At 69.7% G+C, this 26,890-nt stretch carries 28 protein-coding genes; 8 read left to right on the plus strand and 20 right to left on the minus strand.

The window, feature by feature from the left end; all coding sequences use genetic code 11:
* Positions 1-14: 14 nt before the first annotated feature.
* Positions 15-2,111 carry a BREX system Lon protease-like protein BrxL gene (gene brxL / locus ABTW72_RS30110; RefSeq protein WP_350864607.1) on the plus strand — a complete coding sequence of 699 codons (2,097 nt, stop codon included), beginning with the start codon at positions 15-17 and terminating at the stop codon, positions 2,109-2,111.
* A gap of 71 nt (positions 2,112-2,182) precedes the next feature.
* Here brxL and ABTW72_RS30115 read toward each other — a convergent pair whose 3' ends face one another.
* The 4 genes from ABTW72_RS30115 to ABTW72_RS30130 form a co-directional block, all read right to left on the minus strand.
* A complete protein-coding gene (locus ABTW72_RS30115; protein ID WP_350864610.1) occupies positions 2,183-2,512 on the minus strand; it encodes a hypothetical protein in 330 nt (109 codons plus the stop codon).
* A gap of 98 nt (positions 2,513-2,610) precedes the next feature.
* Positions 2,611-2,841 (minus strand): winged helix-turn-helix domain-containing protein, encoded by a 231-nt coding sequence (locus ABTW72_RS30120; protein ID WP_350864613.1) that lies wholly within the window; start codon positions 2,839-2,841, stop codon positions 2,611-2,613.
* A 70-nt stretch (positions 2,842-2,911) separates the two neighbouring features.
* Entirely contained in the window at positions 2,912-3,136 is a 225-nt protein-coding gene (locus ABTW72_RS30125; protein ID WP_350864616.1) for a hypothetical protein, read from the minus strand.
* A 235-nt stretch (positions 3,137-3,371) separates the two neighbouring features.
* Positions 3,372-5,726 (minus strand): HelD family protein, encoded by a 2,355-nt coding sequence (locus ABTW72_RS30130; RefSeq protein ID WP_350864618.1) that lies wholly within the window; start codon positions 5,724-5,726, stop codon positions 3,372-3,374.
* A 627-nt stretch (positions 5,727-6,353) separates the two neighbouring features.
* On the opposite strand from ABTW72_RS30130, the gene ABTW72_RS30135 reads away from it, so the two are divergent.
* Positions 6,354-7,154 carry a helix-hairpin-helix domain-containing protein gene (locus tag ABTW72_RS30135; protein ID WP_350864621.1) on the plus strand — a complete coding sequence of 267 codons (801 nt, stop codon included), beginning with the start codon at positions 6,354-6,356 and terminating at the stop codon, positions 7,152-7,154.
* A 115-nt stretch (positions 7,155-7,269) separates the two neighbouring features.
* On the opposite strand, the gene ABTW72_RS30140 is transcribed toward ABTW72_RS30135, so the two are convergent.
* The gene (locus ABTW72_RS30140) at positions 7,270-7,788 is read right to left on the minus strand and encodes a flavoprotein (protein ID WP_350864623.1); all 519 of its coding nucleotides are present in this window, start codon (positions 7,786-7,788) and stop codon (positions 7,270-7,272) included.
* A gap of 331 nt (positions 7,789-8,119) precedes the next feature.
* Entirely contained in the window at positions 8,120-9,004 is an 885-nt protein-coding gene (locus ABTW72_RS30145; protein WP_350864625.1) for a cellulose binding domain-containing protein, read from the minus strand.
* Between the two features lie 206 nt (positions 9,005-9,210).
* Between ABTW72_RS30145 and ABTW72_RS30150 the strand changes: the two genes are divergently transcribed.
* Entirely contained in the window at positions 9,211-10,116 is a 906-nt protein-coding gene (locus ABTW72_RS30150; RefSeq protein ID WP_350864628.1) for a hypothetical protein, read from the plus strand.
* Positions 10,117-10,181: 65 nt separating this feature from the next.
* Here the strand turns inward: ABTW72_RS30150 and ABTW72_RS30155 are convergent, their stop codons facing one another.
* The 3 genes from ABTW72_RS30155 to ABTW72_RS30165 all read right to left on the minus strand — a co-directional run bounded on the left by ABTW72_RS30155 (position 10,182) and on the right by ABTW72_RS30165 (position 11,385).
* Positions 10,182-10,403 (minus strand): hypothetical protein, encoded by a 222-nt coding sequence (locus tag ABTW72_RS30155; RefSeq protein ID WP_350864631.1) that lies wholly within the window; start codon positions 10,401-10,403, stop codon positions 10,182-10,184.
* Positions 10,404-10,530: 127 nt separating this feature from the next.
* Complete coding sequence (locus tag ABTW72_RS30160; RefSeq protein WP_350864634.1) at positions 10,531-10,779, minus strand: hypothetical protein; 249 nt, start codon at positions 10,777-10,779, stop codon at positions 10,531-10,533.
* A gap of 15 nt (positions 10,780-10,794) precedes the next feature.
* On the minus strand, positions 10,795-11,385 hold the full coding sequence (locus tag ABTW72_RS30165) for a hypothetical protein (RefSeq protein WP_350864637.1): 591 nt from the start codon (positions 11,383-11,385) through the stop codon (positions 10,795-10,797).
* Positions 11,386-11,564: 179 nt separating this feature from the next.
* On the opposite strand from ABTW72_RS30165, the gene ABTW72_RS30170 reads away from it, so the two are divergent.
* Positions 11,565-12,200: an 8-oxoguanine DNA glycosylase OGG fold protein gene (locus ABTW72_RS30170; RefSeq protein WP_350864640.1), complete on the plus strand. Its 636-nt coding sequence runs from the start codon at positions 11,565-11,567 to the stop codon at positions 12,198-12,200.
* Positions 12,201-12,205: 5 nt separating this feature from the next.
* On the opposite strand, the gene ABTW72_RS30175 is transcribed toward ABTW72_RS30170, so the two are convergent.
* The gene (locus tag ABTW72_RS30175; protein ID WP_350864643.1) at positions 12,206-12,574 is read right to left on the minus strand and encodes a DUF4180 domain-containing protein; all 369 of its coding nucleotides are present in this window, start codon (positions 12,572-12,574) and stop codon (positions 12,206-12,208) included.
* Entirely contained in the window at positions 12,567-13,019 is a 453-nt protein-coding gene (locus ABTW72_RS30180) for a helix-turn-helix domain-containing protein (RefSeq protein WP_350864646.1), read from the minus strand. Before ABTW72_RS30180 ends, ABTW72_RS30175 begins: the two co-directional genes overlap by 8 nt.
* Before the next feature lie 168 nt (positions 13,020-13,187).
* On the opposite strand from ABTW72_RS30180, the gene ABTW72_RS30185 reads away from it, so the two are divergent.
* The gene (locus ABTW72_RS30185; RefSeq protein WP_350864649.1) at positions 13,188-16,520 is read left to right on the plus strand and encodes an ATP-binding protein; all 3,333 of its coding nucleotides are present in this window, start codon (positions 13,188-13,190) and stop codon (positions 16,518-16,520) included.
* A gap of 48 nt (positions 16,521-16,568) precedes the next feature.
* On the opposite strand, the gene ABTW72_RS30190 is transcribed toward ABTW72_RS30185, so the two are convergent.
* Both ABTW72_RS30190 and ABTW72_RS30195 read right to left on the minus strand, forming a co-directional pair.
* Complete coding sequence (locus tag ABTW72_RS30190) at positions 16,569-17,537, minus strand: alpha/beta hydrolase (RefSeq protein ID WP_350864652.1); 969 nt, start codon at positions 17,535-17,537, stop codon at positions 16,569-16,571.
* 49 nt (positions 17,538-17,586) lie between these two features.
* Positions 17,587-17,892: a putative quinol monooxygenase gene (locus ABTW72_RS30195; protein WP_350864655.1), complete on the minus strand. Its 306-nt coding sequence runs from the start codon at positions 17,890-17,892 to the stop codon at positions 17,587-17,589.
* 157 nt (positions 17,893-18,049) lie between these two features.
* On the opposite strand from ABTW72_RS30195, the gene ABTW72_RS30200 reads away from it, so the two are divergent.
* Positions 18,050-18,955 (plus strand): AraC family transcriptional regulator, encoded by a 906-nt coding sequence (locus ABTW72_RS30200; protein WP_350864658.1) that lies wholly within the window; start codon positions 18,050-18,052, stop codon positions 18,953-18,955.
* Between the two features lie 82 nt (positions 18,956-19,037).
* Here the strand turns inward: ABTW72_RS30200 and ABTW72_RS30205 are convergent, their stop codons facing one another.
* The 3 genes from ABTW72_RS30205 to ABTW72_RS30215 are packed head-to-tail and all read right to left on the minus strand — an operon-like array spanning position 19,038 to position 21,487.
* Positions 19,038-19,895 (minus strand): ABC transporter permease, encoded by an 858-nt coding sequence (locus ABTW72_RS30205; RefSeq protein WP_350864661.1) that lies wholly within the window; start codon positions 19,893-19,895, stop codon positions 19,038-19,040.
* Positions 19,892-20,905, minus strand: a complete 1,014-nt coding sequence (locus ABTW72_RS30210) for an ATP-binding cassette domain-containing protein (protein WP_350864664.1) — start codon at positions 20,903-20,905, stop codon at positions 19,892-19,894. The genes ABTW72_RS30205 and ABTW72_RS30210 overlap by 4 nt, the downstream gene beginning before the upstream one ends.
* Positions 20,906-20,932: 27 nt before the next feature.
* Positions 20,933-21,487, minus strand: a complete 555-nt coding sequence (locus ABTW72_RS30215) for an NADPH-dependent FMN reductase (RefSeq protein ID WP_350864666.1) — start codon at positions 21,485-21,487, stop codon at positions 20,933-20,935.
* A gap of 128 nt (positions 21,488-21,615) precedes the next feature.
* Here ABTW72_RS30215 and ABTW72_RS30220 point away from each other — a divergent pair, with 128 nt between their 5' ends.
* Positions 21,616-22,131, plus strand: a complete 516-nt coding sequence (locus ABTW72_RS30220; RefSeq protein ID WP_350864669.1) for a GNAT family N-acetyltransferase — start codon at positions 21,616-21,618, stop codon at positions 22,129-22,131.
* Positions 22,132-22,156: 25 nt separating this feature from the next.
* Here the strand turns inward: ABTW72_RS30220 and ABTW72_RS30225 are convergent, their stop codons facing one another.
* Positions 22,157-23,143, minus strand: a complete 987-nt coding sequence (locus ABTW72_RS30225) for an aldo/keto reductase (RefSeq protein WP_350864671.1) — start codon at positions 23,141-23,143, stop codon at positions 22,157-22,159.
* Positions 23,144-23,226: 83 nt separating this feature from the next.
* Positions 23,227-24,234 (minus strand): ArsR/SmtB family transcription factor, encoded by a 1,008-nt coding sequence (locus ABTW72_RS30230; RefSeq protein WP_350864771.1) that lies wholly within the window; start codon positions 24,232-24,234, stop codon positions 23,227-23,229.
* A gap of 130 nt (positions 24,235-24,364) precedes the next feature.
* On the opposite strand from ABTW72_RS30230, the gene ABTW72_RS30235 reads away from it, so the two are divergent.
* The gene (locus tag ABTW72_RS30235) at positions 24,365-24,895 is read left to right on the plus strand and encodes a nuclear transport factor 2 family protein (RefSeq protein WP_350864674.1); all 531 of its coding nucleotides are present in this window, start codon (positions 24,365-24,367) and stop codon (positions 24,893-24,895) included.
* A 57-nt stretch (positions 24,896-24,952) separates the two neighbouring features.
* Here the strand turns inward: ABTW72_RS30235 and ABTW72_RS30240 are convergent, their stop codons facing one another.
* Together ABTW72_RS30240 and ABTW72_RS30245 are read right to left on the minus strand one after the other, a co-directional pair.
* Positions 24,953-25,804 carry an aldo/keto reductase gene (locus ABTW72_RS30240; RefSeq protein WP_350864677.1) on the minus strand — a complete coding sequence of 284 codons (852 nt, stop codon included), beginning with the start codon at positions 25,802-25,804 and terminating at the stop codon, positions 24,953-24,955.
* A 97-nt stretch (positions 25,805-25,901) separates the two neighbouring features.
* Positions 25,902-26,867 (minus strand): LysR family transcriptional regulator, encoded by a 966-nt coding sequence (locus tag ABTW72_RS30245; RefSeq protein ID WP_350864680.1) that lies wholly within the window; start codon positions 26,865-26,867, stop codon positions 25,902-25,904.
* Positions 26,868-26,890 lie beyond the last annotated feature (23 nt).

A 26,890-nucleotide genomic window follows, 5' to 3' on the forward strand; every position in this document is an offset into this window, starting at 1 on the left:
TCGAGGAAGCAGCAGTGGCCGACGTGCCAATCCAGAGCGAGCTGGACCGTAAGATCAACCAGCTCTTCCCAGGCGTCGTCGTGCGCAAGGATCTCGTGAAGGCGGTCAAGGGCAACGCGATCGTGCCGTCCTATGTGTTGGAATACCTGCTCGGTCAGTACGCGGCCTCGGACGACGAAGCCACGATCCACGCGGGCATCGACACCGTGCGGAAGATCCTGGCCGACCATTACGTGCACCGGAACCAGTCCGAGCTGGTGAAGTCTACGATCCGCGAACGGGGGCGGCACCGGATCATCGACAAGGTCACGGCCACGCTCAACGACAAAGCCGACGTGTACGAGGCCGAGTTCGCCAACCTCGGCATCAAGGGCGTGCTTGTCGAGCCCGCGACGATCAAGGCGCACCCGAAGCTGCTCGTCGGCGGCGTCTGGTGCATCTGCGACATCGAGTACCTCCACAGCGACGACGCACGGGTCGTGCCTTGGATCCTCGGCTCGATCAAGCCCATCCAGTTGTCAAACTTCGACTTCGAGGGCTACCTGGCCGCCCGGCGGGAGTTCACCACCGACGAGTGGATCGATCTGCTCGTGCAGTCCATCGGGTTCAACCCCGAGCTGTTCGGCCGGCGGGCCAAGCTCATCCAGCTCGTGCGGCTCATTCCGTTCGTCGAGCGCAACTACAACCTCGTCGAGCTCGGTCCCAAGGGCACCGGCAAGTCGCACATCTTTTCCGAATTCTCGCCCCACGGCATGCTCATCTCTGGTGGCGAGGTCACGGTGCCGAAGTTGTTTGTCAACAACGCCAACGGACGCATCGGCCTGGTCGGCTACTGGGATGTAGTCGCCTTCGACGAATTCGCGGGCAAGAAGAAGCGCGCGGACAGGGCGCTCGTCGACATCATGAAGAACTACATGGCGAACAAGTCGTTCTCGCGCGGCGTCGAGACACTCGGCGCGGAGGCGTCGATGGTGTTCGTCGGCAACACCTCGCACACCGTGCCGTACATGCTGAAGCACTCCGACCTGTTCGACGAGCTGCCCGACAGCTACCACGACTCGGCCTACCTCGACCGGCTGCACCACTACATTCCGGGATGGGAGGTCGACACCATCCGCGGGGAGATGTTCTCAAACGGCTATGGGTTCGTCGTCGACTACATCGCCGAGGTGCTCAAGTCGATGCGGTCCCAGGACTACTCCGACCGCTACCAACAGCTCTTCACGCTGTCGCCGGACATCTCGACCCGCGACCGTGATGGCATCCACAAGACGTTCTCCGGGCTGATGAAGATCATCTACCCACATGGGGAGGCCACGGCCGAGGAGATTGAGGAGATCCTGCGGTTCGCGATCGAGGGCCGCAAGCGCGTCAAGGACCAGATTCTGCGCATTGACTCGACGATGGCCGACGTCAAGTTCGGCTACCTAGACGCCAGTGGAGGCTGGTGCCCAGTCTCGACTCTTGAAGAGGATGAGTACCCGGCCTACTACTACCGCGACCGCCGCGAGGGTGCCGAGACCGCGGACGATAGAGGCGAACCAAGGCCAGGTGGCTCGGCGCCGACCGTGAAGACAGAAGCACAGCGCCGGTCCGAGCCAGTCGCCGAGCCGCCCCTGTTCGAAGGGTACCGAGAGTTCCAGGAGAATCAGCGTGGCGTCTCTTTCGACAGGCTCATCATCCCGTACCTGCGCGGTGCGGGGCTGATCACGATCATCGACCCCTACATTCGTCAGTTCCATCAGGCACGCAACCTCATGGAACTCATCGAGGCGATCGCCAGGACGAAGGACGCAGCCGACGAACTCAACATCAAGCTGATCACTTCGGAGAACGCCGAGGGGGGCGCGGACAAGCTGCGTAAGCAGCTTGAGTTTCTTCTCAAGATCAAGCAGGGTGCGGCGGTCGGGGGCGTCAACTTTGACGTCGCGTTCGACAACACTATCCACGACCGCTCGATTGTCACGGACACGGGCTGGAAGATCCTCCTCGGCCGCGGCCTCGACATCTTTCAGTACGTCACCGGTGACGCATTTGACCTCGCGACCAAGCTTCAGGAGTTCCGGCAAGTCAAGGCATTCGGGGTGACCTACATGCGCGAGGGCGGGTGACCGACGTGAAGGTACCTGCGGTGCTGTGAGGGTTAGCGTGGTAGGACCGCCACGCCTCACGCAGTGGTTCGTCAATTCATCTGATCGGTGATCGCCTGGTCTCCTTGGTCCGTCAGGGAAAGGAAGTAGCGGTCGGGGGTGGGGGTGGGTGTGCCCGGCTCGACGTACTGGGCCACGCCGGAGTGAACCTTGATCAGGCCGGCGTCCTCGAGTTCACGCGCCATCGGGTTGGTGCCGTGCCAAGGTGCCTGAGCAGCCCAGAAGTAGGGGCCACCACGTTCCTTGTAGATGGCCAGCAGTCGCTGTCCGACGTCGACCGTCGAGGGCAGATGGTCGTTCAACTCGTTCTGCAGGAGCTGGATGGCCTGCAGGAGCGCGATTTGATCCTGGCTCAACTCCATAGGACGATCATATTCGAGTTAGCGAAAACCGTCCTGGCCGGCGGGTCCGGACGCTGAGCTGCCGGGACCGAGGACCGAGCCCTCTGCCCCGGGGTGGGCTATCTGCCAGCTCGTTGGGCGACGAAGACGCCCCGACCTGGTGCGCCGACGACGATGCCCCGGTCGCGTAGTAGGGCGATGGCGCGGGCGGCAGTGGAGAACGACACCGAGTAGAGGTCGGCGAGCTGTGAGTACGAGGGCAACTTGGCGCCAGTCTCGTGCTCGCCTGTTTTGATCCTCTCGGCGATGTCGGCCGCAATGTCGGTATAGCTGAGCGGGATCGGGGACACGTAGATCCTTTCGGGCTGGCACCTGACTCCGATCCTCTCACCTCGTCCTCGTGGTTGACCTATGGCGCGCCTAGTGACATAGGTTGCTCTTTCGGCTGATCGCGGCCTCGTCAGTGGTGAGGCCTTCGACAAGGCTCTCGGCCACGGCGCCCGCGTCGGCGGTGGGCACGACGGCGTCGGTCGTCCGTTGTGCGTCGTACCAGTGCAACCGCGCTCCGATGGCCATGCCGCGCAGCGGTTCAACGACGTGGGCGCCCTTTGTCGTCAGGTGAGAGGCGATGACACGTCCTGCCATACCCGCTCGGCCGCGACCAGGCGAGGCTCGACAGGCTCAAGGCAGACCTGGTTGTGTACCGGCTGGCGTTCGGGCAGCCACGCCAGGAGGACCTGCTAACCCTGCTGCGGCGTCAAGAGACCGGCGCAGAGGGGGTGCCCGACATTCTCGATCTGCGACCATCCCCACACAGAGACCGGTCTTGAGCTCCGAACCGTTTGCGGCGAGGCGACCCGTTGCCGACGAATCTCGTGCTTCAGCCGTCTGCGTCGAGGATTTCGCCGGCTCTGGCTAGTACGGACTCCCACAGATTCGGCGCGACAGTTCCGCGGAGTAGCGCGACCACCTCCTCCGCCGCCAGGTCGACGAATCGCTGGGAGACGTGTCCTCGTCGTGCCGGGGCGTCGGAAGGCTCCACCATCGTCGCAGGACGGACACGCGGGCCGTCCTTGCCGCCGGCCGCATCTGATCCATTGGCTGCAGCGAAGTTCGGACCGAGCACCTCATGGAGGACTGGTCCCCATGGGTCCGGCCTGAAATCCGAATGTTCCTCTGCGTGGGTGGCGGCGTCGCCGGCCGCCGCAGAGGGCTCGTCGGTGTCGTCCGACGCGCGGTCGTCGTCCCCCATGGCGAGCGGGTCTCCGACGCAGACGATGTCGAGATACCGCGTGGTTCTCGTCAGTGCGACATACAGCAAGCGGTGGCCCCGGTCGTCCTCGGCGACGATGTCTTCCGGCTCCATGACGACGACCGCGTCGAATTCGAGGCCCTTGGCTTCCTGAGGACCGACCAGGTTGATTCCTGGGCCGAGTTCACCGGCGGACGCGGCACGCCAGGCCACGTCTTTGGCCTTCAGCTCTCGTTCCGTGTCCGGGCGGCAGGAAGCGGGGCAGATGATGGCTACGGATCGGCCGTGGGCGGCGTGCCCCATCGCGACGCGGACGGCCTCAGCCGCACGCTCGTCCCCGTCGACCCGGTGGACGAGAGGATCGGCCGGACCGTCCCGCACGATTTGCGGTGCCTGCACCGTGGGAGCGGCGAGCGGCAGGAGGTGGGCCGCAAGCTCGAAGACCTGTCGGGGTACCCGGTAGCCGTAACGCAGTTCTTCCCGGACCTGGGGCAGATTGACGGGCAGGTGAGCGAGCACCTCGTCCCAGTCGTCGTGCGCCCAGTGGCCGGTCGACTGAGCGATGTCCCCGACGATGGTCATGGATCCGTTGGCAGAGCGGCGGGCGATGGTTCGCAGTTGCATGGGGGAGAGGTCCTGCGCCTCGTCGACGACGATGTGCGTGTAGCGGGCCTCCACGCTGTTGATGAGGTGCTCGACCTCGTCGAGCACCGCAAGGTCGGCGTCGCTCCACGTCTCTTCGGAAAGCCGATCGGCGGGCCGCCGGTGCATCAGTGAAACTTCCCGGGCCGTGAATTCGTCGCCCGCCGCTGCCATCAGCCGGTCCCGCGAGCCGTAGAACTCACGCAGGAACGACGCGGCGGTGAACGACGGCCAGAGCCGGTCCATGACGGGATCGAGTGCCGTCCGTAGTCGCTGCGGACTCATGCGGACCCGGGGGGAGACGAGATCGGTCAGCAGATCCCGGAACAGGTGCCGGCGCTCGGAGTATGTGCCGGCGCTGGCACAGCACCGCGCTATCAGCGGTTTAAGCTCCTCGGCGGCCATCGGCACGGGGCGGCCCTCGATCTGCGCCTCAACCCAATGCTGTCCCTCGGGCGGGCCGACCCGAGCATAGAGCGCCCGCCGTAGAAGCCCAGCCATCCTGCCGTCGCCCTTCAGCCTCACGACTTCGGGGTCCTCTTGGCGACCACGTTTCACCGGTGGATGCAGTTGGTTGATGTCGCGTTGTTCGATGTTCGTGTCACCCAGGCTGGGCAGCACGGTGCGGGTGTAGCGCGTGAACGTGGGGTTCGGGCCGATAATGAGGACATCCTGGGCCGAGAGTCGGCCCTGACTGTTGAACAGCAGCCACGAGACCCTGTGCAGCGCGACTGCTGTCTTTCCGGTGCCCGGCCCTCCCTGAACGACCAACAGCTGGTCCATCGGGGCACGGATGAGATCGAACTGCGCCGCCTGGATCGTCCGGACGATGTCCTGCATCGTGCCGGTGCGGTTGCTGTTGAGGTCTGCGAGCAGCGCATCGTCGACGACGTCCTCATACGCCTCCAGCTCGGCGACGTCGGCGGCCAACTGGGCGAACACCGTGTCGCTGAACGACGTGATCGTGTTGCTCGAGCACTCGAAATTGCGCTTGAGGCTCAGCCCAAGCGGGTCGGCATGACTTGCCTCGTAGTAGCGGGCTGCGGCGGGTGCCTGCCAGTTCATGACGAGCAGCTCAGCATGATCATCAACGATCACGTGATGGCCGATGTAGAAGACCTCGCCGTCCTCGTAATCCATCCGGCCGAAGGCGACAGGCTCATCTGATCCGCCTATGCGGTCCAGTCGCGCTTGGGTGTCCTGCCTGATCCTCGCGGCGGCGCCGCTGTTGGCGGCAGCGCCTGCGGCGAGACCCAGAGTCGTGCGCATGCGCTCCCGGTGGTCCCAAGCCGCGTCGAAGTACTTCTGCTCGCGACTTAGCTCTTCCGAATCCGCAAACATTGTGGACCTCCCGCTCACATGACGCGCACCGTAGCGTCTCGCTACGGCAAATTGGCCCTTCTCGTGCGGAGCCGAGAAAGCCCAGGTCGCTCAGCGGGTCCGCTCAAGATCCCTTGACGGTACGGTCGGTGAACGGTTCTGTCGCTCGGTCGAGTGCATGTTTGCCCGCTCAACCTTTCGGCGCCGGGGGCGACCGGCCGGGCCGATGGACGAGCGCGATCAGTACGTTCATGGGCAACGAGCTTTCAGCTGTGCCCCGATCTGCCGGATGCGCTCGGGATGTTCTCTTCAGTTGACGTCGCGGCGGGCGAGGCTACAGAGACGGATGGCCGTTCACAAGATCCAACCTTGCGATTGGAGCACCGGCAACGTCAAGATCAGGCCGGGTGGCTGTCGCGAGCCACCGTTCGGTTCACCTGGCGCCATCCGCCCCGACGATGCGCCGCTGCCTGCCCTGGTGGAAGATCATCAAGCCCTGGGGCGGCGGCATGATCGAGAAGGCACGTTCAGCGTCCTGCCGATCCTCCTGCCGCTGGCCGAAGCCGCCGTGACGGCGGACCAGGGATCGCTTGGACGGTCGAGACACGAGGACCAACGTGAACGTGCAGTGCCTGCAGGAGGAGCGGAATGTCGAGCGTGTCTAACGGGGGTTGGCAACCTCCACTAGCGCCTCCGAGTCCGGCGGCGAACCTCGGCTGGCGGATCCGGCACAGCCTCTGGCTGCTGCTGCCTGTCGCCGGCTGCGGCTTCCTGGCCGGCGCAGGGTTCCTCTACGTTGGCCTGCGTGCCCGGCGGCCGGCCTGGTGGATTGCGGGCATCGTCTACCTGGTGATCGGCTGGACGTCCTTCGCCACTGTCGGTGAGGCGGACAAGACAAGCACCCTGAGCACGGTGGCGGCCGTCGTGCTCATGACGCTGTGGGTGGCGAGCATCGTGCACGGTCTCGTCATCAACCCGTCCTGGCTGCGTTGGCGGGCCGGCCATGTTCCCTGGTATGCCAGGCCCCAGGCGCCACCCCCCACCTGGACCGGCAGCGAGCACCCACCAGCGCCGGCAGGGCCACCGTCCCTGCCTACATCCGTGCCTGCCGCCGTCGCGGAGATGATGCCGCAGCCTGACGCCTACTACGGATACGAGACCGCAGCCGCGCCCGTGCCCTTTCAACCGTTGCCGCTACCACCGCCGTCGGCGCCAATGGTTGCGCACCTAGAGGTCGTGGATGTCAACACGGCGACGATCGAACAGCTCGCCGCTCTTGCGCACTTTCACCCTGAACGTGCGCAGCGGGTGGTGGCCGAGCGGCAGGTGCGCCACGGGTTTGGCAGCGTGGAGGAGTTCGCGGCCGTCGCGAATCTCGCGCCGCACGAGTTCGCTCGTCTCAAAAACCTGGTGATTTGCGTACCGCAGCAGGGGCTGCCCGCCAGCTAGCGACGCATGCGGCTTGCCGCGTCGGCGCCCCACCACGGCCCACTCCTCGATGCGGCTCAGCAGTGGTCGGCCTAACGGAAGCGCGGCGACTCGACAAAATCGACATGGAACGCCGTCAAGGCAATCTTCTCGAGCGCAGGGTCTCGATGACCACACCCCAACGATCCGGCCCGTGCGCCCGGTTCAGCGGGTTCCCGTCCCCGACGACCACACCGACTTCGCGCAGCACCGTCAGGTAGCCCGCATACGCCGGATGAGCGGCCAACTCCGCCTTAACGTGCGGGAAGGCGAAGATCGGTAGGCCCGCGCCCATCGACTCGTTGAGGACGCCGAGCGCCAGGGTGTCGTTGATGCCCAGCGCCCACTTCGTCACCGTGTTGAACGTGACCGGCGCCGCCAGCACCAAGTCAGCCGGCGGATGTGGCTCGGGGTCGCTGGGCATCCGCCACTCGACGCGTACGAGATAGCCGGTCTTGTCTTGCAACGCCGCCCGGTCGAGCCACGGCGCGGCGGTCGGACTGACGATCATGCACACCTGCCACCCGTCGGCGAGCAGCAGGTCGACCAGCTCGTCGATGTGTTCCGCCGGCCCCGCGGCGCAGACGACCAGATACAGCACCGGGCGTTCCGTCATGCCCGCAGTCTGCCCGACGCGACCGATGCGGAGTCGAGCGCATACCGATCGCGTATGTCGCCGACGATTACCGGGACATGCCGTTGTACCTGGTCAGTCGCGACAGTCGACGCATGGCCCGGGCGGGTGCCTTGTCCCGGAGCTGCGCGGACCCTCAACCGCGCACACAGCTGGCGCTGCCTCGCTACGGCTCGGTGTCAGGGTGCCCGACGGCCGGGAATGATTCCCCGACGAGCGGTATACCTGTGAGGCATAAACATGACCCACAGGTATACCGCTCGTCAGGACAAGGCCGCCCGGACGCGGCTCGCGCCGGACGCCAGGCGCGCGGTCAGGAGTAGGTGTCTCCGAACTCGCGTACCCCGTCGACGTCCAGCGTGATCCGGTCGTTCTCGGTCCACTGACCGGAGGCGGCGAGCCAGCTCGGGTCGTCGCGTTCGTCGATGTTGCTCCAGCTGTGTCGGTGGTGCCGTAGCTGGATCGGTCCGGTCGACTGACCCGGCGCGAGCGTCCCGTCGGTGAAGGTCAGCTCCACCCGGCCGGGGACCGGCGTTCCCGGGATCGGGTAACCCGGCGGCGCCGGCGTCGTCATCCCGCCGGGCGGCCCGCCCGGCGGGATGAAGAACTGCACGGTCTGCCGGATCCGGTCACAACCCAGCGCCGCCCAGTCGCAGTTCGGCACCAGCGAGGTGTTGGCGCCCTCGAAGCGCAGGTGGTAGCGCACCTGCACCGTGCTCAGGTCGAGTGGGGCGGTGCCGGTGTTTGTCACCTTCAGGAGGTGCTGGATCTGGTTGTTCGTGGGGGACCAGTCCAGGTTGAGGTAGCTGACCGTCGCGCGACCGGCCGCGGTGCGCACTGTGGTGGTGGGCGAGGTGTCGGAGTAGCCGCCGAGCGCGCGGGCGGCAATACCGATCCGGTACGTCGTGCCGGGCGCGAGGTCGGTCAGCGTGATGGTGGTGTCGGTGGTGGAGCCGAGGAATCGGTACGTGTTCGGCCCCAACGGCACCTGCACCTCGTAGTTGATCGGCTGCTCCGCACCGGGCTCGACCCAGGCGGAGGGCGTCCAGCTGAGCGTGAGCTGATGCGGTTCGTTGACCACCACCGTGGGGGTGCCGGGGGTGCTGATCGCGGGGCCGTCGGCATAGGCGGCGTTGACGGCGAGCAGGCTCGCCAGCGCGGCGAGGGCGACGGTGGCGGTGACGCGGCGAGCAGGCATAGCCGAATGGTATGCACAGACGTCGATGTCTGCGCATCGTCCGTCAGTCCAGTGACGCCGACGAACGGTCCAGTCCGTTACGCGACGTAGTCGGCTTGGAGATAATGCCTGGTCAGGTGGCTACCTAGCGTGAACCCGTCATCACGAACGGCCTGGACGTCGGCGTCTCACCTGCCGCCCGTCTGGGCCTCAGACGGGAGAAACGCATGCGTCCTCAGAACAAAAGTCGGCCGTACAGCGCCCGAGCGTCCGTACTCGTGCTCGGTCTTGTCGCGGCCGGAGCGGTGCTCGCCCCGGCGAGTCCGGCGTCCGCCGCGGTCCCGGGTCTGGTGCGGATCGCCGCGACCAGCGTCAACGACTCGGCCGACTACCACAGCGTCACGGCGATCTGCCCGGTCGGGAAGGTGCTCACCGGCACCGGCTACGAACTCAACGGCGTCACCGGCGAGGGCGTCGTCGACGACCTGCGCCCCAACGGTGGCGTCGCCACGGCACCGACAGCGGTCACCGTCGGCGCGTACGAGACCGAGCCGTTCGCGGGGAACTGGTCGGTGACGGCGTACGCGATCTGTGCCAACCCCCTCGCGGGCCTGGTCCGGGTGGCCACAACCAGCGTCAGCAACTCGACCGACTTCCGCAGCGTCACCGCGACGTGCCCGGTCGGGAAGGTGCTGACCGGCACCGGCTACGAGCTGAACGGGGTCACCGGCGAAGGTGTCGTCGACGACTTCCGGCCCAACGGTGGCATCGCCACGGCGCCGACCGCGGTCACCGTCGGCGCGTACGAGTCGGACGCCACGGCCCTGAACTGGTCCGCGACCGCGTACGCGATCTGCGCCAACCCCCTCGCGGGCCTGGTGCGCGCCTCGGCCGTGGGGGCCAGCACCTCCCTCGACTTCCGCAGCGTCACGGCCACCTGCCCGGTCGGGAAGGTGCTGACCGGCGCCGGCTACGAGCTGAACGGGGTGACCGGCGAGGGCATCGTCGACGACTTCCGCCCCAACGGCGGCCCCGCGACCGCCCCGACGACCGCAGCGTCCGGCGCGTACGAGGAGGACGCCTTCGCCGGGAACTGGTCCGACACGGCGTACGCCATCTGCGCCACGCCGTAGTAACCGCTCAGCCGGTGCAGCCGCCCTGCGAACGTGGGAGCCGCTGCACCGGCTGAGTGCTCGGCTCAGGAGCCGCCCTGGCGCTGGATCCGCTCGTCGCCCGAGACCTTGGCCCGGCCCAGGTCGCGTTCGGTGCCGGCCGGGCCGGTCGCGGTGCGGCGGTGCCGTTGGTCGGGCGAGCGCTCCATGGGCGAGCCCTGGCGGCCCGGAGCGCCGCTGCCCGAATGCCGCCGGCCTCGCGCCGACTCGCCGCCGCTGTCGTGTTTGTTCTGCTTGTGGCTACCCATGGATCGCGCGTACCCGGTCACTGTGCGGCTAGTCCTGAGCCCCCGTCAGCTCCAATGCCGTCCCGACCGGCTCGGTCCACTGGCTGGCAGCGATCGGCCCGGACGACGCTCACGGGAGCGAGCGGAGTCACGGATTCCAGTAGACGAGGACGCTGGCCTGGTCGAAGCGTCGCTCCTTCAGGTCGGCACGCTGGATCACCCAGTGGATGCTCGCGCCGCCTTGTCTGCCGCCGTGGAACTCGGCCAGCAGAACCCAGTCACCATGGTCGGGCGGCCCACCACCGCGCACCGGCCCGTCGTAGTCGGACCAGCCCGAGGGGTTGGCGCCCAACCAGGCGGGGTTGAAACCGTTGCAGTCAGTGCCGTAGCCGCCCAACAGCAGCGGCGTCGTCTAGCCACCATGGGAGAACGGGCCGTCCGGCACCTTGTTCAGGACGTCCTTCCACACCTCGGTCATCTCTTCGAACGGGGGATTCCCCGGCAGCGGCGGAGACCACGGGGGCCCCGGGATCGTCTCGACGTAGGGCAGAGAGATATCGACAGTGAGGTGCAGATCGCCCTGCGGGATCTCCGCGTAGACCTCGGCGCACTCCTCGTCGTCCGGAGAGAAGCCCGGCAGATGCTGTTCCCGCTCCTCGACGGCCACGCCCGCCGGCACATACATCACCTGGCCGTAACCGTGCTCTTCGGGCCAGCCGAACAGCAGCAGTTGGCCGTCGGCCGGTAGCGGAAGGTCGGTCACGTCTGCCGGGAGGGCAGCGCAGTCGATGGTGGCGATCAAGGGGAACTTGGGGTCCTTGGCGTCGGCCGGAAGCATCACGGGCCCACGGATGGCACCCACGACCGGCCCGTCACCCCCCTGTGTCAGGAGCGCCGAGGGGCGGGCGAGTTCCAGCCAGCGCTCCACGTCGGCAGCGGGTATGCCGCGGCGCAGCGCCTCGGCTCGGACCTGATCGATGATCTTCACGTTTCGGGGAAGCACGGGAGCACCGTAGATCAATCGTGCGACGTTCTCGGTCCCGCCAGATGCTGGCTGCCCGGAAGGCAGGCGCCCATGCGGTCGATACCGCGATGTGCCGTCGGCGGGCGGCGTGTGGAAGCGCCCGACCATAGCGTCCGAACCACGGAGTTCCGCGAGCGCGCGATCTGTGGGAGGCGACAATGCAGACGACCGAAGCTGTGGTGTTACCGGGCGAGCGGGCCCCGGTCACCGTGAACGTCGACCGCTGGCGGGCGGGGCTGCCGCCCGACGCGTGGCCCGGGGGCCTTCCGGCGACCGGCGAGATCTGGCGGCGGGACGTCTTCGCGGTGGCCGACGCGTACCGGGCGGGGTCCGCGAGCCCGCGGCACCTACTGGCGGCCGTGCTGGCCTGGGCTTACGGCCCCATCGGGTACGGTCCGTGGCGCGCCGCCAGGTCACTCGACGCCGATCCGCACGGCAAACGCCTGGCGTACGCGCTGGAGGACGTGTCCACGACAGCTCCCGACGAGGACGCGCTGCGTACGGCGTACCGCCGCTTCCGCGACCCGGACCACGCTCGCCTGCCCTGGTTGGGGCCGGGCCTGTGCACGAAGGTCCTCTACTTCGTCGGCTACCGGCGCGGGGTGGGCGGCGTGCAGCCCCTGATCCTCGACCGTGTCGTGGCCGGCCAACTCCCCGCCGAGGCGGGTGTTGGCCGGCGTAACGGCTGGTCGTCCGAGGAGTGGCTGGCCTATCTGCGATGGGCGGCCGAGCAGGCTCGGATCAGGGGAGTGGAGCCGGACTCGGTGGAGATGGCGGTCGTGTCCGACCGCTGAGGGCGCTATCGCACCGTGCGGAGGCGGGTGTCGAGCGCGTCGAGGTCGGGGACGAACCAGATCTGCCCACCCTGGTTCGACTCGTGCACCAGCGCGCGCAGCGCGGAACTCTCCGCGAGCTGCGCCGAGATGTCGCCGACGACGGCCAGCCGCACCCGGTAGTTGACGAACTTCTGCATCACGTCGCCGGCGAAGCGGGTGCCCAGCGAGAAGAAGCGTTCGTCGAGTCGGTTGGCCGGCACGGCGACCACCTGGGCGCCGAGGAACGCCGCCCCGATCAGGTCCAGCGCGTCCTGCTCGGTGGCCACCGGCGGCCCCGCCGGGTCGCAGACCAGCACCGGCACTCCGGCGCGTTCCTGGATCTCGTCAGGCATCGTGGACCTCCCGGTCGAGCAGGCCGTTGTCGGCGTTGAGGACGGCGTCGAGCAGGTGCAGCAATTCGGCGGTGGCGGCCGGGTCACCCAGGATGATGATCTTCATGCGATGGCGTTGCTCGTCGTACACGGTCTGCACCCGCAGCGGGTTGGCCTGGTCGTGGCCGGTGTTGGCGCTGGTGAGCACGAGCGTGCCGAGCCGGTCGGCGGCGGCTCTGTCGACACCGTCGATCTGGACGATGCTCGACACCTCCGCCTGCCTGGCGACGCTGGGCGCGGCCGGGGCCTGGCCGGTGAGCGCGTCGAGGTCGCTGGCGGCGATCCGGTACTGCTTGCCGATCCGCACCGCGCGCAGCCGGCCCGAGCGGATGTAGCCGCGCACGGTGCGCACATGCAGGTTGAGCCGGTCGGCCACCTGCTCAACCGAGTACATTTCTTCCGTCATCGTTCCCTAGCGTACCCGAATAGGGAAGCATGGGGAGTGATGAGGCCGACTCGTTGGCGACATCAGCTCCAAAGGCTCCGTATCCGCCTGGGCCGGCGACACCCCGCGAGGCGTTCGGCCGGCTAACTCGCTCGCGCTGTCGGACGGGTCCAGTACCGTCTGGGAACCATGGACGCGCGGCGCGGCGACGCCATCATCGGGCGGGATCACCCCGCGGGTCTGCTGCGCGCCGAGTTGGACCGCGCCACCACCAGCCACGGCGGTCTCGCCCTGGTCACCGGCGAGCCGGGCATCGGCAAGACGACCCTCGTCACGTCGGCCGCCCGCGAGGCCCGCCAGCGGGGCGCGCTGGTGCTCGGCGCCGCCTGCTGGGATTCCGACAGCGCCCCCGGCTACTGGCCGTGGGTGCAGGTGCTGCGTGCCCTGCGGCGCTCCGCCGACGACTGGGCCGTGGCGCGGCAGTCCGCCGAGCCCGCTCTCGCGGCCCTGCTCGGCCAGTCCGGCGCCGGCGGCGAGCAGGCCGGTCGCCTCGTCAGTTGGGCCGGCGTCGACCCCGGCCCGGACGCCGCCGACCAGGAGGCGTTCGCGCTGTACGACGCGGTGACCGCCGCCCTGGTCGCCGTCTCCCAGCACCGGCCGGTCGTGGTCGTCCTCGACGACCTGCACTGGGCCGACCCGGCCTCGCTGCGGTTGTTGAGCTTCGCCGCCCAGCACACCTGGTTCGAGCGGCTCCTGCTGATCGGCACCTACCGCGACGCCGAGGTCGAGTCGGGCGAGCATCCGCTGCGCCCGCTGCTGATGCCGCTGGTCGCGAAGGCCACCACGATCACCCTCACCGGTTTCACCCGCGACGAGGTGGCCGCACTGATGACCCGGACCGCCGGCCGGGAGCCCGAGGCCAGCCTGGTCGACGAGGTGCACCGGCGCACCGGCGGCAACCCGTTCTTCGTCGAGCAGACCGCGCGGCTGTGGCACGCCGACGACGCTGTCGGCACGATCGCACCCGGCGTACGGGAGGCGGTGCGCCGCCGCCTGGCCCAACTGCCCGCCGCCGTGGTGGAGGCGTTGACCGTCGCCGCCGTACTGGGTCGTGAGTTCCACCGTCAGGTTCTCGCGGCCTGCGCGCCCGCACCGGCGGCGCAGGTCGACCGGCTGCTCGACCGGGCGGTGACCGCCCGACTGGTGGTCGCCCGGGGCGGTGGCCGCTTCGCCTTCGCCCACGACCTGGTCCGCGAAACCCTCTACGACGGGCTGACCGACGACGACCGGCGGGCCCGCCACGGCGCGGTCGTCCGGGCGGTCGACGACCTGCGGGAGCTCACCGACCGGCTGATCCCGGCCGACCTCGCCCGCCACGCCTACCTGGCCGGCCCCGCGCTCGATCGGGCCCGGGTGGCCACGCTGCTGGTCGCCGCCGGGCGGGACGCGTTCGCCCGGCTGGCCGGCGACGAGGCGGCGGTGCACTTCCGCCGAGCCCTCGAAGTCGTCGAAGACCCGGCACAACGAGTGCGGATCCTCGTCGAGTTCGCCGAGTCGCACTATCACCACGCCGGCCGGGAAGAGGTCACGCGACTGCTGGCCGAGGCCGCCAGGCTGGCCCGTTCACTCGACGACCCGGTGCTGCTGGCCCGGGTCGCGCTCACCGTGAACCGCTCCCGCCAGGTCGACACCGCCCAGTCGATCGAGGCGGCGGAGTTGGTGCGCGAGGCGTACCGCCGGTTGATCGGCGAACCGGACGCCACCGCGACGGTCGGCGTCCTGGTCGCCGACCTGATCACCGCCAGCGAGACGATCGCCCGTCGAGGGCAGGACGACGAGGCGCTCACCTTCAGCCTCTGGGCCCGTCACGACACGACCTGGGGGCTCGGCACCGCCGCGACCCGAGCCGCGCTCACCGCCGAGATCCGGGACGTGGCCCGTCGGACGGGCGACCGGGAGACCGAGCTGTGGGCCACCTCGCTGCGCTGGGTGGCGCTGCTGGAGCTGGGCGACCCTCGCTTCGCCGAGGAACTGACCACCTTCGTCGACGCCGAACGGCAGGGCGACTTCGCCCGGCACCGGATGGCCGCGGCCGTCGACAGCGGGATCATCGCGGCGTTCCGGGGCGACTTCGCCACGGCCGACGAGCGGTTCGCCGTCCTCACCGATCAGACCGACCCGGGCCACATCGAGTTCGGGTTCATGGGCCACCACCTGCGCTGGTCCCGACTGCTGCTTCAGGGCCGGGTCGCCGAGGCCGCCGCGCTGGTGGACGGGCTGGCCCCGGTCGACTACCCCTACCGGGAGCTGCTGCGGGCGATCACCGCGGCCGAGCGGGGCGATGGTGAGACGGCGGTCCGGCTGACCGCCGGCATCGAGGCCGCCGGCATCCGGTACCCGCGCCCGGTGTCACCGCTCTGGCTACGGCTACGCGCGCAGGCCGCCGCCGCGTCCGCCGAACCGCAGCGCTGCGACGCCGCGCGGGCCGCGCTGGCCCCGCACCGTGGAGAGTGGACGGTAGGGCTCTTCGGCTGCGATATCAGCGGCCCTGTCGACCACTGGCTGGCGCTGGTCGACGCCGCTCAGGAACGCTGGGACGACGCCATCGCCGGCTTCACCGCCGCTCGGGACTCCGCCGACCGGCTGGGCTCCCGACCCTGGTCGCTGCTCGCCCGCACCGGCCTCGCGAACGCCCTCGCCGGCCGAGGCCACCCGGGCGACACCGCGACGTCGACCGCGCTGCGCGCCGCCGCCGTCCAGGAGGCGACCGCCCTCGGCATGACGCAGGTGCTCCACCGGCTCGCCGCCCCGGCAGCCCCCGACGCCGACCGCCCGGACCAGGCCGTCGTGTCGGTCCAGGCTGCTGGGTCGGGCCGGGCCGTCGCATCGGGCCAGGTTGCTGATTCGGGCCGGGCCGTCGGGTCGGGTCAGGTCGTCGCGCCCGGCCAGGCCGCGCCGGTCGCGGCTGTGATCGAGGGGTACGAGTTTCGGCGCGACGGGCCGGTCTGGCAGCTCGCGTACGACGGTGTCGTGGTGCACCTGCCCGACGCCAAGGGCCTGCACGACCTGCACCTGCTGCTCAGCCGTCCGGGCAGCGACGTACCGGCCGTCGAGTTGCTCGACCCGGCTGCCGGGCCGGAGCTGGTCGCCGCCCGCCGGATGGGCGCCGACCCGGTCCTCGACGACGAGGCGAAGGCCCGCTACCGGCGGCACCTGGCCCGCCTCGACGAGGAGATCGACCGGGCCGCCGCCCGCGACGACGACCGGAGAGTGTCCACGCTGGACGCCGAACGGGGTGCATTGCTCGACGAGCTGCGTGCTGCGGCGGGCCTCGCCGGCCGGAGCCGCCGCCTGGGCGACGAGGCCGAACGGGCTCGCAAGACGGTGACCGCGCGAATCCGCGACGTGCTACGCAAGCTCGACGACCGGCACCCGGCGCTGGCGAGCCACCTGCGTGACGCCGTCTCCACCGGCACCACCTGCCGCTATCTGCCGCCGGAGCCGCTGCGCTGGCGGCTCTGAGCCCCGTGGCCGGCGCGCCGGCTGGTCGGCGCCGGCCACGGCCCCGGCTCAGTCCTTGAGACCGGGGCTGGGGTCCAGAACCCGGGCGAGCCAGTCGGTCTGGGCGCGTCGTGCCGCGGCCGACACGCGCACCTCGGGGAACAGCGCCGAAAACCCGTGGAAGCCGCCGGCCCACAGGTGCAACTCGGCCTGACCACCGGCGGCCCAGATCCGGCTCGCGTAGCTGACATCCTCGTCGCGAAAGACCTCGGCGGACCCAGCGTCGATGTATGTGGTCGGCAGACCCGACAGGTCGTCCGCCAGCGCGGGTGAGACGTAGGCGCTGACGTTCCGGTCGGTGTGCTCGCCGAGGACGCTACCCCACCCGAACTCGTTCATCTCCCGGGTCCACACGCCGTCCAGCCCGCTGTACTGACGGCTGGAGGTGGTGTCGTTGCGGTGGTCGAGCATGGGGCACGACAGCAACTGGGCGGCGATGGTCGGGGTGTTGCGGTCGCGAGCCATCAGCGTGACTCCTGCCGCCAGGCCACCTCCGGCGCTGGCACCGGCTACGACGATGCGGGCTGGGTCGATGCCCAGGTCCGCGGCGTTCTCGGCGACCCAGAGCAGGCCCTGGTAACAGTCGTCAACCAGGGTCGTACCGGTTACCTCCGGGGCCAGCCGATAGTCCACCGTGACCACGACGGCGCCGAACCGGTCGAGCCATTCCAGCGGGACATCGATGTTCGAGTAACGGTCGCCCCACATCATCCCGCCGCCGTGGATCCAGTAGACGCAGGGTGCGCCGGCGGCACGATCGGTGGGGCTGAGGATGGACAGCGGGATCGGCGTTCCGTCAGTGGCGGGAACGGTGACCTCGCGCCGCTCGACCGCACGGCCTTGCAGATGACTTTCGATCGACGGTTGGGGAAATCGGCGCAGCTGCTCGATCACCTCGGGGCCGAGGGGCGGCATCGACGGCAGTTCAACCAGGGGCACGAGCAACTCGGGGTCGATGCCCGGTCGGGGGAAGTTCATCAGGATCCTTTCGCTGACACAGGTAGGGGTGATCGGTGCGGTCGCCGGTTCAGAAGGTCGCCTTGCCGCCCACCGGCACCGCGTCGGTGTACGTCGAGTCGCCGGCCAGCAGCGGCTGAAGCTTCGCGACCAGGGCCTGTGCCTGCTTGCTCGCGAAGAACGCGCTGTGCGCCTCGGCGCTGGTCCAGCCTTCGATGACGTGGACGACGTCGTGGTCGGACGCCGAGCGGGACACGAGGAAGACCACGCAGTCGTCGTGCGGCAGGGACGGTGCGTCGAGCAACAACTGGATCAGCTCGTCCGCCTTGCCCGGCTGAGCGGTCATGGTGGCCTGGAACCCGTGGTGGACGGACATCGGTGAGACTCCTATTCGTTGAGCTGCGATGCGCTCCTCGGGAAACTGACACTCCTATGGAAGCCCATTGACCAGCAAAAACGTTAGAAGAATGCTCTCCAGGCCTTGCTTGATTCTCTCACTCTGGCGAGGATCGGTTCTGTGGCATAATCGCGTCGTGAACCTCGATGAGCTGCGGGTGCTGCTGGCCAGGCATGCCCGACCGGACATGAGCACCGCCATCGAGGGGGTGTTGATCTCCAAGGTCGAGCAGCAGACGACACCCACCACGTCGATGTCGGGCACCGTGCTGGCACTCATCGCTCAAGGCGCCAAACAGATGGCGCTGGGCGACCGCGTGTACGAGTACCGGGCCGGCCAGTACCTTGTCGCGTCGGTCGACCTGCCGGTCACCGGCCGTTTCACCCAGGCGAGTGCCGACGCGCCGGCTCTGGGTTTCGGGCTGGTGCTACATCCGGCCATGGTCGCGGAGTTGCTGCTGGAGGTGGCGCCGGGCGACCTCCCGCCCCTGACCGGGCCGACGCCGTCGGGGCTGCTGGTCAGCGACGCTCCCGACGAACTCGGCGACGCGGTGATCCGCCTGCTCCGGCTGCTGGATCGGCCCCGGGACGCCACGGTGCTCGCGCCCCTGATCAAGCGGGAGATCCTGTGGCGGCTGCTCACCGGGGAGCAGGGTGCGGCCGTCCGGCAGCTCGGTCTGGCCGACAGCAGCCTCAGTCACATCGCCCGGGCGGTCCGGTGGATCCGCGACCACTTTGCGCAGCCGTTCCGGGTGGAGGAGCTGGCGCGGCTGACCGGAATGAGCGTGTCGGCGTTCTATCGCAACTTCCAGGCGGTGACCGCGATGAGTCCGATCCAGTTCCAGAAGCAGATCCGATTGCAGGAGGCGCGGCTCCTGCTCGCCACGCACCCCAACGACGTCACCGGGGTGGGCATCCGGGTTGGCTACGAGAGCCCGTCGCAGTTCAGCCGCGAATATCGTCGCCAGTTCGGCGCGCCTCCCAGTCAGGACGCCACCCGCCTGCGGGGCACCATCCGAGCCGAGGTGCCGGCGGTCGTCTGACCGCCAGCGTTCACCCGGGCATCCAGACGACAGTCGACGGGCGCCGCCACAACCGTGGCGGCGCCCGTCGCATGAGTCACTGTCAGCGGCGGTTGTACCTGTACATGGTCAGGGTGCCGAAGACCAGGACGAAGCCGGCGCTCCACAGCAGCAGCCACATCGTTGCCGACGGGTCCGAGTCGCCGCTCATCGCTCCGCGGATCGCGGCCACTAACTGCGTCACCGGGTTGACCTTCACGAACGCCTGGAGCCAGCCGGGCATGGTGCTCGGCTCGACGAAGACGTTGCTGAGGAACGTCAACGGGAACAGCACCATCATGCTGACCCCCATCACCGACTTTTCGCTGCGCAGGATCAGCCCGAAGAACGTCCACACCCAGGAGAACGCGAACGAGAAGATGACCAGCAGCCCGATTCCGGTGGCGACCCCGACCACACCGCCTTCGGGGCGGAACCCGAGCACCAGCCCGAGACCCAGGATCACCACGGCGGCGAGGATGTAGCGCAGCACGTCGCCGAAGATCATGCCGACCAGGGCGGCCGGGCGCCAGACGGGCAGCGTCCGGAACCGGTCGAAGATGCCCTTCTCGATGTCGGTGTTGAGGCCGATGCCGGTGTACATGGTGATCATGACGACGCTGGTCACCATGATGCCGGGCAGGAAGAACTGCAGGTATTCGCGCGGGCTGCCGGCGAGGGCGCCACCGAACAGGTACGTGAACATCAGCACCATGATGATCGGAAACGCGGTCACGTCGAAGAGCTGCTCCGGCACGTGCTTGATCTTCAGCATGGCCCGCCAGCCGAAGGTGAGCGACGCGCCCAGCGCGCTCGGCCGGGGCGGTCGGGCACCGGGCGCGAGTACGGTAGCCAGCGCCTCGGCGGACGGAACGTAGACGGTCGGCGCCCGTTCGGTCGTGGTGGTCGAGGTGTCGCTCATCGGGCTGCCTCCAGCTCGTCGTCGCGCTCGTCGGTCGGCACGGCGGGGTGGTCGGTCAGGGCCAGGAAGACCTCGTCCAGGCTCGGCTGGCCGAGGGAGAAGTTGTCGACCACGATGCCGGCGCGGGCCAGGTCGCTGAGCACGCGAGCGGCCTGGGCGCTGGCGTCGAGGTCGGTGCCGGCCTCGCCGACGCGGGCGGTCAACGCCACCGGATCGGCGGCGAGCTGCACCGGCACGTCGAGCGCCTCCCGGAGCACCCGCTCCGCCTCGGGGCGCTGAGCGGGGTCGCGCAGCCGCAGGTGGACGGTGCCGGAGCCGATCGACGACTTCAACTCGCCCGGGGTGCCCTCCGCGATCACCCGGCCGTGGTCGACGACCGCGATCCGCCCGGCGAGCTGGTCGGCCTCGTCGAGGTACTGGGTGGTCAGCAGCACCGTCGTGCCGTGCGACACCACCGCCCGGACGATCTCCCACACCTGGTTGCGGCTGCGCGGGTCGAGGCCGGTCGTCGGCTCGTCGAGGAAGAGCAGATCCGGGGTGTTCAGGATGCTGGCGGCGATGTCGATGCGTCGCCGCATCCCACCCGAGTACTTCTTCACCTGGCGGTCACTCGCGTCGGTCAGACCGAACGCGGCCAGCAGGGCCGCGGCGCGCTCCCGAGCGGCCGGCTTGCGTAGGCCGAGCAGACGGGCGAGGAGCACCAGGTTCTCCGTACCGGTCAGGTCCTCGTCGACGGAGGCGTACTGGCCGGTGAGGCTGACCCGGGAACGGACCTTGTCGGCCTCGGTGACCACGTCGTGCCCGAAGACCCGGGCCGAGCCGCCGTCGGGTCGCAGCAACGTGGCGAGCACCCGGACCGCTGTGGTCTTGCCCGCGCCGTTGGGGCCGAGCAGACCGTAGACGGTGCCGGCGGGCACCTGGAGGTCGATGCCGGCCAGCGCCCGGGTGTCCCCGAACGAGCGGGTGAGCCCCTCGGCCTCGATGGCCAGGCCGGTGGTGCGTCTACTCATGATCCTTACCTTTCGTGTTGGACGTGTTCAGGAGACGTAGGGTCGAGCCGCCCGGCCGTCGCGCAGTGCCAGGCCCCACCAGCGCAGCTGGTCGAGCAGGACGCCGACGTCGCGGCGCAGCTCGTCGGTGCACCGGGCGGTCGGCTCGCCGGCGAGAAGGTCGATCCCGACGACGTCGCGCACCGTCATCGCGTGCAGTGCGGTGAAGACCGTACGGAGCTGGTCGACCGCGTGCAGGCCGGTGGAGCGACAGCCGTACGACACGAAGCCGACCGGTTTGGCCTGCCACTCGTCGTACGCGTAGTCGATGGCTTGTTTCAAGGGTGCCGGAAAGCTGTGGTTGTACTCGGGGGTGACCACGACGAACGCGTCCGCCCGGCCCACCTCGCGGACGAACGCCCGGATGGACGCCGTCGGCTCGGCGGGGTAGGTGGCCGGGAAGTCGTACTCGGTCAGGTCAACGACCGTCACCGCCAGGTCGTCGTGCCGCGCGGCCTGCTCGACGAACCAGTGGGCCAGCCGGTCGCCGACCCGTCCCTCCCGCGTGCTGCCGACGATCACAGCGATTCGCAACTGTGTCATGGCCACCCCCTTCCACACTGAAGGCGCGAGGTGACGACACGCGCCCGCTAGATCCGATCTAGCGGGCGCGTGTCGGGGCGAAATGTCGGTGGGATCGGCTTGACTGGGGGTCGACGAACGGGGGCGGAATGGCACAGGTGCGCATCGAGCCGTGGCACGAGGACGACCTCGACCTGCTGCGGCAGCTCAACTCACCGGACACCCGCAAGCACACCGGCGGCCCGGAGACCGACGAGCAGGTGCTCGCCCGGCACGACCGGTACGTGCACTTCTCCGGCACCGAGCAGGGCTGCATGTTCACGCTGGTGCTGCCGGACGGGACACGGGCGGGCAGCGTCGGCTACTGGGCCCGCGAGTGGCGCGAGCAGCCGGTGTACGAGCTGGGCTGGGCGGTGCTGCCCGCGTACCGGGGGCAGGGGCTGGCCACGGCGGCGGTGCGCGCGGTGGTGGACGTGGCCCGCGCCCGACGAGATCGGCGTTATGCCCACGCCTACCCCTCGGTCGACAATCCCGCCTCGAACGCGGTGTGCCGCAAGGCCGGTTTCACGCTGCTCGGCGAGACCGGTTTCGAATACCCGCCGGGGCGGATGATGCGGGCCAACGACTGGCAGCTCGACCTGACCGCCCCACCGACCGCAGGTTGAGGTCGGCGGGGCGGTCGGTGACAGGTCACCAGGTGGTGTCGAGGCGGTGCCGTTGCTCGGCGGTCAGCTCCAGGTCGACCGCTGCCAGGCTCTCCTCCAGTTGCGCCACCGACGAGGCGCCCACCAGTGGGATGGACGGCAGCTCGCCGCCCAGCAACCAGGCGAGCACCACCTGGTTGACCGTCGCGCCGCTCTGCCCGGCCACCTCCCGCAGCGCGGCCAGTCGCCGGGGCGCGCTCGGCAGGTCGTACGCCGAGCTGAGCGGCTTGTCCGCCCGGGTGAACGCCCCCTTGAGCAGCGGCGAGTACGCCACCAGGGTCAGCTCGGGCTCGGCACGCAGATAGCTGAGCAGGTCACCGCTGACGCCGCCCGGCTCGCCGTCCGGGTCCAGTTCGCTCATCAGGTCGGTGCGGTTCGGCAGGTAACTGCGGTGGTACTGGAGCACCTCGTACCCCGGCAGTCCGGCGGCGGCGGCCAACGCGCGGGCCCGCTCCACCCGCCAGGCCCGGTGGTTGCTGGCGCCCAGCAGACCCACAGTGCCCTCGGCGACCAGGTCGGCGAAGCCCTCGACGGTCTCCTGGAGTGGCACGGCCCGGTCCTCGATGTGCGCGTAGAGCAGGTCCAGCCGCTCCACCCCGAGCCGTTCCCGGCTGCGCTCCGCGGACTCGCGGATCACCTTGGCCGAGAGGCCCTCGGCGTTGTCCAGGTAGCTGGACCCCGGGGCCAGCGGTCGGGCACCCAGCTTGGTGGCGATGACGATCTCGGTGCCGACGCCCCGGCTGCGCCGCCACCGGCCGAGCAACTCCTCGCTCTGCCCGCCCTGGCCGCCGTCCACCCAGAACGCGTAGTTGTCCGACGTGTCGATGAACGTGCCGCCGGCCTCGACGTACCGGTCCAGGATCGCGTATGAGGTGGCCTCGTCGGTGGCGCTGCCGAAGAGCATCGCGCCGAGGCTGAGCACGCTGACCTCGCGCCGGGTCGCCGGGTCGGCGCCGATCGTGCGGTACCGCATGGGGATCTCCTCTCGTGCGCCCTACCGGTGGGCGCACGAGTCACACTGCCGGCTGGAGCGCGCTCCAGGTCAAGCGTCCACCGTCACCAGGGCTTCCGCCGGCTCGCCGGGCGCGTCGCGCCCTGACCTGCCCGGCAGCCGACCAGCCCGTCCCCGTGGTCGGAGCGCCGGTAGAGCACGCTGTGGCGCTCCCGGGTGCGCACCACCAGGCCGGAGCGCAGCAGCACCCCCAGGTGGTAGGAGACGGTGGCCGGGGCCAATCGGTGCCGTTCGCTGAGCTGCCCGGTGGATCGGGGAACGTCCAGGTCCGCCAGGATCGCCGCCCGGCTCGCACCGACCAGGTCACCGAGCCGGTCCGCCCGGCGCTGGACCGTCGGCCCGGCGCCGACCGGGTAGACCAGCACGGCGTTGCCCTCGTCGCACAGCTGGGTGGAGAGCTGAGGCCAGGCCAGCGCCGACGGCGCGAGCACCAGCTCCGCGCCGGTCAGCGCGGTGGTGATCCGGTACGAGCTGTCGATGGTCAGTGACCTGCCGGTCCAGCCGACCTTCGGGTGCAGGGTGTTCAGCATGCTGCCCACTCCGGCGGTGGCCATCGTGGTGGCTCGCAGGGCCAGCTCGGCCTCCAGCGTGGTCCGCACAGTTGGCCACTGCTCGGCGAGCGCGGCCCGCCAGAAGTGGCGCAGCCCGTTGGTGACCCGTCGGGCCAGGGTGCCGTCCTCGACCGCCGTGCGGACCCGCGCCGGGATCCCGCCCGCCGGAAACCGCTCGTTCACCTGCGCCGCCACCTCGTCGGCGGGGGTCGCGGCCGTGGCCGCCAACTGCTGCTCGAAGGCCGCGTCGAGCGGACCCAGCGGCGGCTTCGGCGTGAGCAGATCCGGGGTGTAGCCGAGCCGGCCGGGCGGCGTCACCAGCTCCGCGACCAGGGCCACGTCGGGGTGCCGCAGCGCGGCGCGGGCGGCCGGACCGGGGTCGCCGTGCACCGGGTGCCCGAAGCGCGAGAGCGCTGCCCGCAGCCAGGACGTCACCTCCGAGGCCGGCGAGATCGCCAACCGGAGCCGCGCGAGGCTCGAACCGTCCAGGTGAGCGACCATCACACGGCGGATCGTACAAGCGGGGGCATCGATGTGGTGTCGGCATTCGAACTGGTTCGAATCAGTACCCGGCGGCGTGACGGGTCGGGTTGGCTGCGACGGCACAAGCACTCGTCCTGAGGAGAACCCGATGCGTCCACCCGCCTCCGCCCGTCCCGCCGGCCGGCTCGGCCGCACGATCGCCCTGCTCGGGCTCACCACCGGCCTGCTCGCCGCCGCTCCGGCCGCGGTGTCGGCCGCCACCCCCGGACCGGGCGACACCACAACCGGGGACGCGGCGGCCCGCGGCTGCGAGCGCGCCTTCGACCGCGCCGTCCGGGCGTACGTGGAGACCACCGCCCGGCGCGACCTGGACGGCTTCGCCGCGCTGCTGCACCCCGAGGTCACCTCCGTCTTCGCCTCCGACGGGGAGGTGCTCGACGGCAAAAGGGCCACAGTGGACTGGCTGCGCGGGTTCTTCGCCGACGACTCGTGGACCCAGTCCTTCAGCGTGGCGAAGCAGACAGTGGTGGGCTGCCGGACGGGCTTCGTGCTGTTCGACTCCGTCTACGCGGTGCCGGCCACCGGCACCAGGGTGCCGTTGCTGATCGGTGTGAGCTACACCTACCAGCACGGCCGGTGGTTGGTGTTGCAGAACCAGGACTCCGTGGGCCGGATCTGACCGGGGGGTCGGGGAGGGGCGGGCACCACCGCAATGGGCGCCCGCCCCAGCGGCAGGTCAGTTGGGCAGGTAGGCGAAGGTGTCCGGGTTCGCGCCCTGCCGGCCGGCTTCGCCCTTGTCCAGCGAGGTGATCCGCTCCATCGCCGCGTCGTCCAACTCGAAGTCGAAGATCCGGGTGTTCTCCTCGATCCGCTTCGGGGTGGTCGACTTCGGGAAGATGATGTCGCCGCGCTGCACGTGCCAGCGGAGCACCACCTGCGCCGGGGTCCGGTCGAGCTGCCCGGCGATGTCGACCACCGTCGGGTCGTCGAGCACCTTGCCCTGGGCGATCGGCGACCACGCCTCGGTGAGGATGTTGTGCGCACGGCCGTAGGCGCGGACCTCGTCGTTGCCGAAGTACGGGTGCGCCTCGATCTGGTTGACGGCCGGCACGACGCTCGCCTCGTCGGCCAGCCGCTCCAGGTGCGGCACCTGGAAGTTCGACACGCCGACCGAGCGGGCCCGGCCGTCGCGCTGGAACTCCTCCAGCACCTTCCAGGTCGAGACGTAGTCGCCGTCGTACAGGGTCGGCAGCGGCCAGTGGATCAGGAACAGATCGATGTAGTCCATCTTCAGCGCCGCCAGCGTCGAGTCGAACGCCCTGCGGGCGTCGTCGGGGCGGTGGAAGGCGTTGCTCAGCTTGCTGGTCACGTAGACAGCGCTCCGGTCGAGACCGGAGACGCGTACCGCCTCGCCGACCTCGGCCTCGTTGCCGTACATCTCGGCGGTGTCGATGTGCCGGTAGCCCGCCTCGAGCGCCGTGGTCACCGCCGCGACGGTGTCCTTCGGCTCGATCTGGAACACCCCGAAGCCGAGCTGCGGAATGGTGGTGCCGTCGTTCAGGCTGATGTCGGGAATCGTGTTTGCCACTGCGGCTCCTTCGCGTCTTCGTTACCTGTCATCCATACCCGGGTGGGTGGACGATCCACCGCCCAACCGGGGGTGACGAATACAACGGCCGGTCGGTTCACCCGGTCGTGTCGAACAGCACCGGCCACGGCCGTGCCGCCGGCACCGACGTCGCGGGCGGCGCGGGCGCGCTGGGCTCGGCGTCGGCCAGCACCTCCGCGGCGAGCTGGCCGAACATCGCCGCCGCCGGGTGCGCCGACCGGTCCGGCCAGGCCGCCGAGGTGCGTTTCGCCAGTGGCGCGTCGGTGATGGGCCGCCAGGCCATCCGAGGTTCCCGGCGGGCCACCGCCGTCGGTTCCACGGCCACCCCGCCGCCGGCCAGCACCAGCCCGCAGAGAAACTCCGGGTTGCGGGCCGGACGCACCCGTGCCGGGTGCCACCCGTGCTGCCGGCACACCGCGAGCAGGTGGTCGTGCCAGCCGGGGGCGGTGGCGCGGGGAGCGGCCACCAGATCCAGACCGGCCAGCGACGCGAGCGTCACCTCGCGGCCGCGGGCCAGCGGCGAGGTGCGCGGCAGCAGCACCCCCAGGGGTACGTCGACCGGGGCGCCGAAGCGCAGCCCGTCCGCCTCCACGGGGTGATGCACGAGCCCCACGTCCAGGGTCCGCTCGGTGAGCATCCGCACCTGCTCGGCCGTGGTCAGCTCGTGCAGCTCCACGTCCAGGCCGGGCGCCCGGGTGGTGAGCCCGTCCAGCAGCGAGCGCAACGTCACGGCGGGCGTCTCCGGTGGCACCCCGGCCCGGAGTACGCCCAGCTCACCGGCGCGGATCTGCCCCATCAGGCTGCGGAGTCGACCCTCGCCGGCGAGCAGCTCCTCCGCCTCGCCGAGCAGCAGTTCACCGGCGGTGGTGAGGCGCACCTGGCGGCGGGACCTGTCGAACAGCTCGACCGTCAGCTCCCGTTCCAGCCGCTGGATCGACTGGCTCAGCGGCGGCTGGGCCATCCCGAGCAGCTCCGCGGCCCGCCCGAAGTGCAGTTCGTGTGCGACCACCACGAAGTGCCGCAGGTGCCGGAGCAGATCCACGCCGGGACCCTACGCCAGCGCGG

This window comes from Micromonospora sp. NPDC127501, assembly GCF_040302185.1.
Lineage (GTDB): Bacteria > Actinomycetota > Actinomycetes > Mycobacteriales > Micromonosporaceae > Micromonospora.

Bases quoted from the DNA above. Each gene is read 5' to 3' on its own strand.
- ABTW72_RS30115 (WP_350864610.1), bottom strand. From the start codon at position 2,512: ATGGAGTTGAGCCAGGATCAAATCGCGCTCCTGCAGGCCATCCAGCTC.
- ABTW72_RS30125 (WP_350864616.1), bottom strand. From the start codon at position 3,136: ATGGCAGGACGTGTCATCGCCTCTCACCTGACGACAAAGGGCGCCCAC.
- ABTW72_RS30130 (WP_350864618.1), bottom strand. From the start codon at position 5,726: ATGTTTGCGGATTCGGAAGAGCTAAGTCGCGAGCAGAAGTACTTCGAC.
- ABTW72_RS30135 (WP_350864621.1), top strand. From the start codon at position 6,354: ATGTCGAGCGTGTCTAACGGGGGTTGGCAACCTCCACTAGCGCCTCCG.
- ABTW72_RS30140 (WP_350864623.1), bottom strand. From the start codon at position 7,788: ATGACGGAACGCCCGGTGCTGTATCTGGTCGTCTGCGCCGCGGGGCCG.
- ABTW72_RS30145 (WP_350864625.1), bottom strand. From the start codon at position 9,004: ATGCCTGCTCGCCGCGTCACCGCCACCGTCGCCCTCGCCGCGCTGGCG.
- ABTW72_RS30150 (WP_350864628.1), top strand. From the start codon at position 9,211: ATGCGTCCTCAGAACAAAAGTCGGCCGTACAGCGCCCGAGCGTCCGTA.
- ABTW72_RS30155 (WP_350864631.1), bottom strand. From the start codon at position 10,403: ATGGGTAGCCACAAGCAGAACAAACACGACAGCGGCGGCGAGTCGGCG.
- ABTW72_RS30170 (WP_350864640.1), top strand. From the start codon at position 11,565: ATGCAGACGACCGAAGCTGTGGTGTTACCGGGCGAGCGGGCCCCGGTC.
- ABTW72_RS30175 (WP_350864643.1), bottom strand. From the start codon at position 12,574: ATGCCTGACGAGATCCAGGAACGCGCCGGAGTGCCGGTGCTGGTCTGC.
- ABTW72_RS30180 (WP_350864646.1), bottom strand. From the start codon at position 13,019: ATGACGGAAGAAATGTACTCGGTTGAGCAGGTGGCCGACCGGCTCAAC.
- ABTW72_RS30185 (WP_350864649.1), top strand. From the start codon at position 13,188: ATGGACGCGCGGCGCGGCGACGCCATCATCGGGCGGGATCACCCCGCG.
- ABTW72_RS30190 (WP_350864652.1), bottom strand. From the start codon at position 17,537: ATGAACTTCCCCCGACCGGGCATCGACCCCGAGTTGCTCGTGCCCCTG.
- ABTW72_RS30195 (WP_350864655.1), bottom strand. From the start codon at position 17,892: ATGTCCGTCCACCACGGGTTCCAGGCCACCATGACCGCTCAGCCGGGC.
- ABTW72_RS30205 (WP_350864661.1), bottom strand. From the start codon at position 19,895: ATGAGCGACACCTCGACCACCACGACCGAACGGGCGCCGACCGTCTAC.
- ABTW72_RS30210 (WP_350864664.1), bottom strand. From the start codon at position 20,905: ATGAGTAGACGCACCACCGGCCTGGCCATCGAGGCCGAGGGGCTCACC.
- ABTW72_RS30215 (WP_350864666.1), bottom strand. From the start codon at position 21,487: ATGACACAGTTGCGAATCGCTGTGATCGTCGGCAGCACGCGGGAGGGA.
- ABTW72_RS30220 (WP_350864669.1), top strand. From the start codon at position 21,616: ATGGCACAGGTGCGCATCGAGCCGTGGCACGAGGACGACCTCGACCTG.
- ABTW72_RS30225 (WP_350864671.1), bottom strand. From the start codon at position 23,143: ATGCGGTACCGCACGATCGGCGCCGACCCGGCGACCCGGCGCGAGGTC.
- ABTW72_RS30230 (WP_350864771.1), bottom strand. From the start codon at position 24,234: ATGGTCGCTCACCTGGACGGTTCGAGCCTCGCGCGGCTCCGGTTGGCG.
- ABTW72_RS30235 (WP_350864674.1), top strand. From the start codon at position 24,365: ATGCGTCCACCCGCCTCCGCCCGTCCCGCCGGCCGGCTCGGCCGCACG.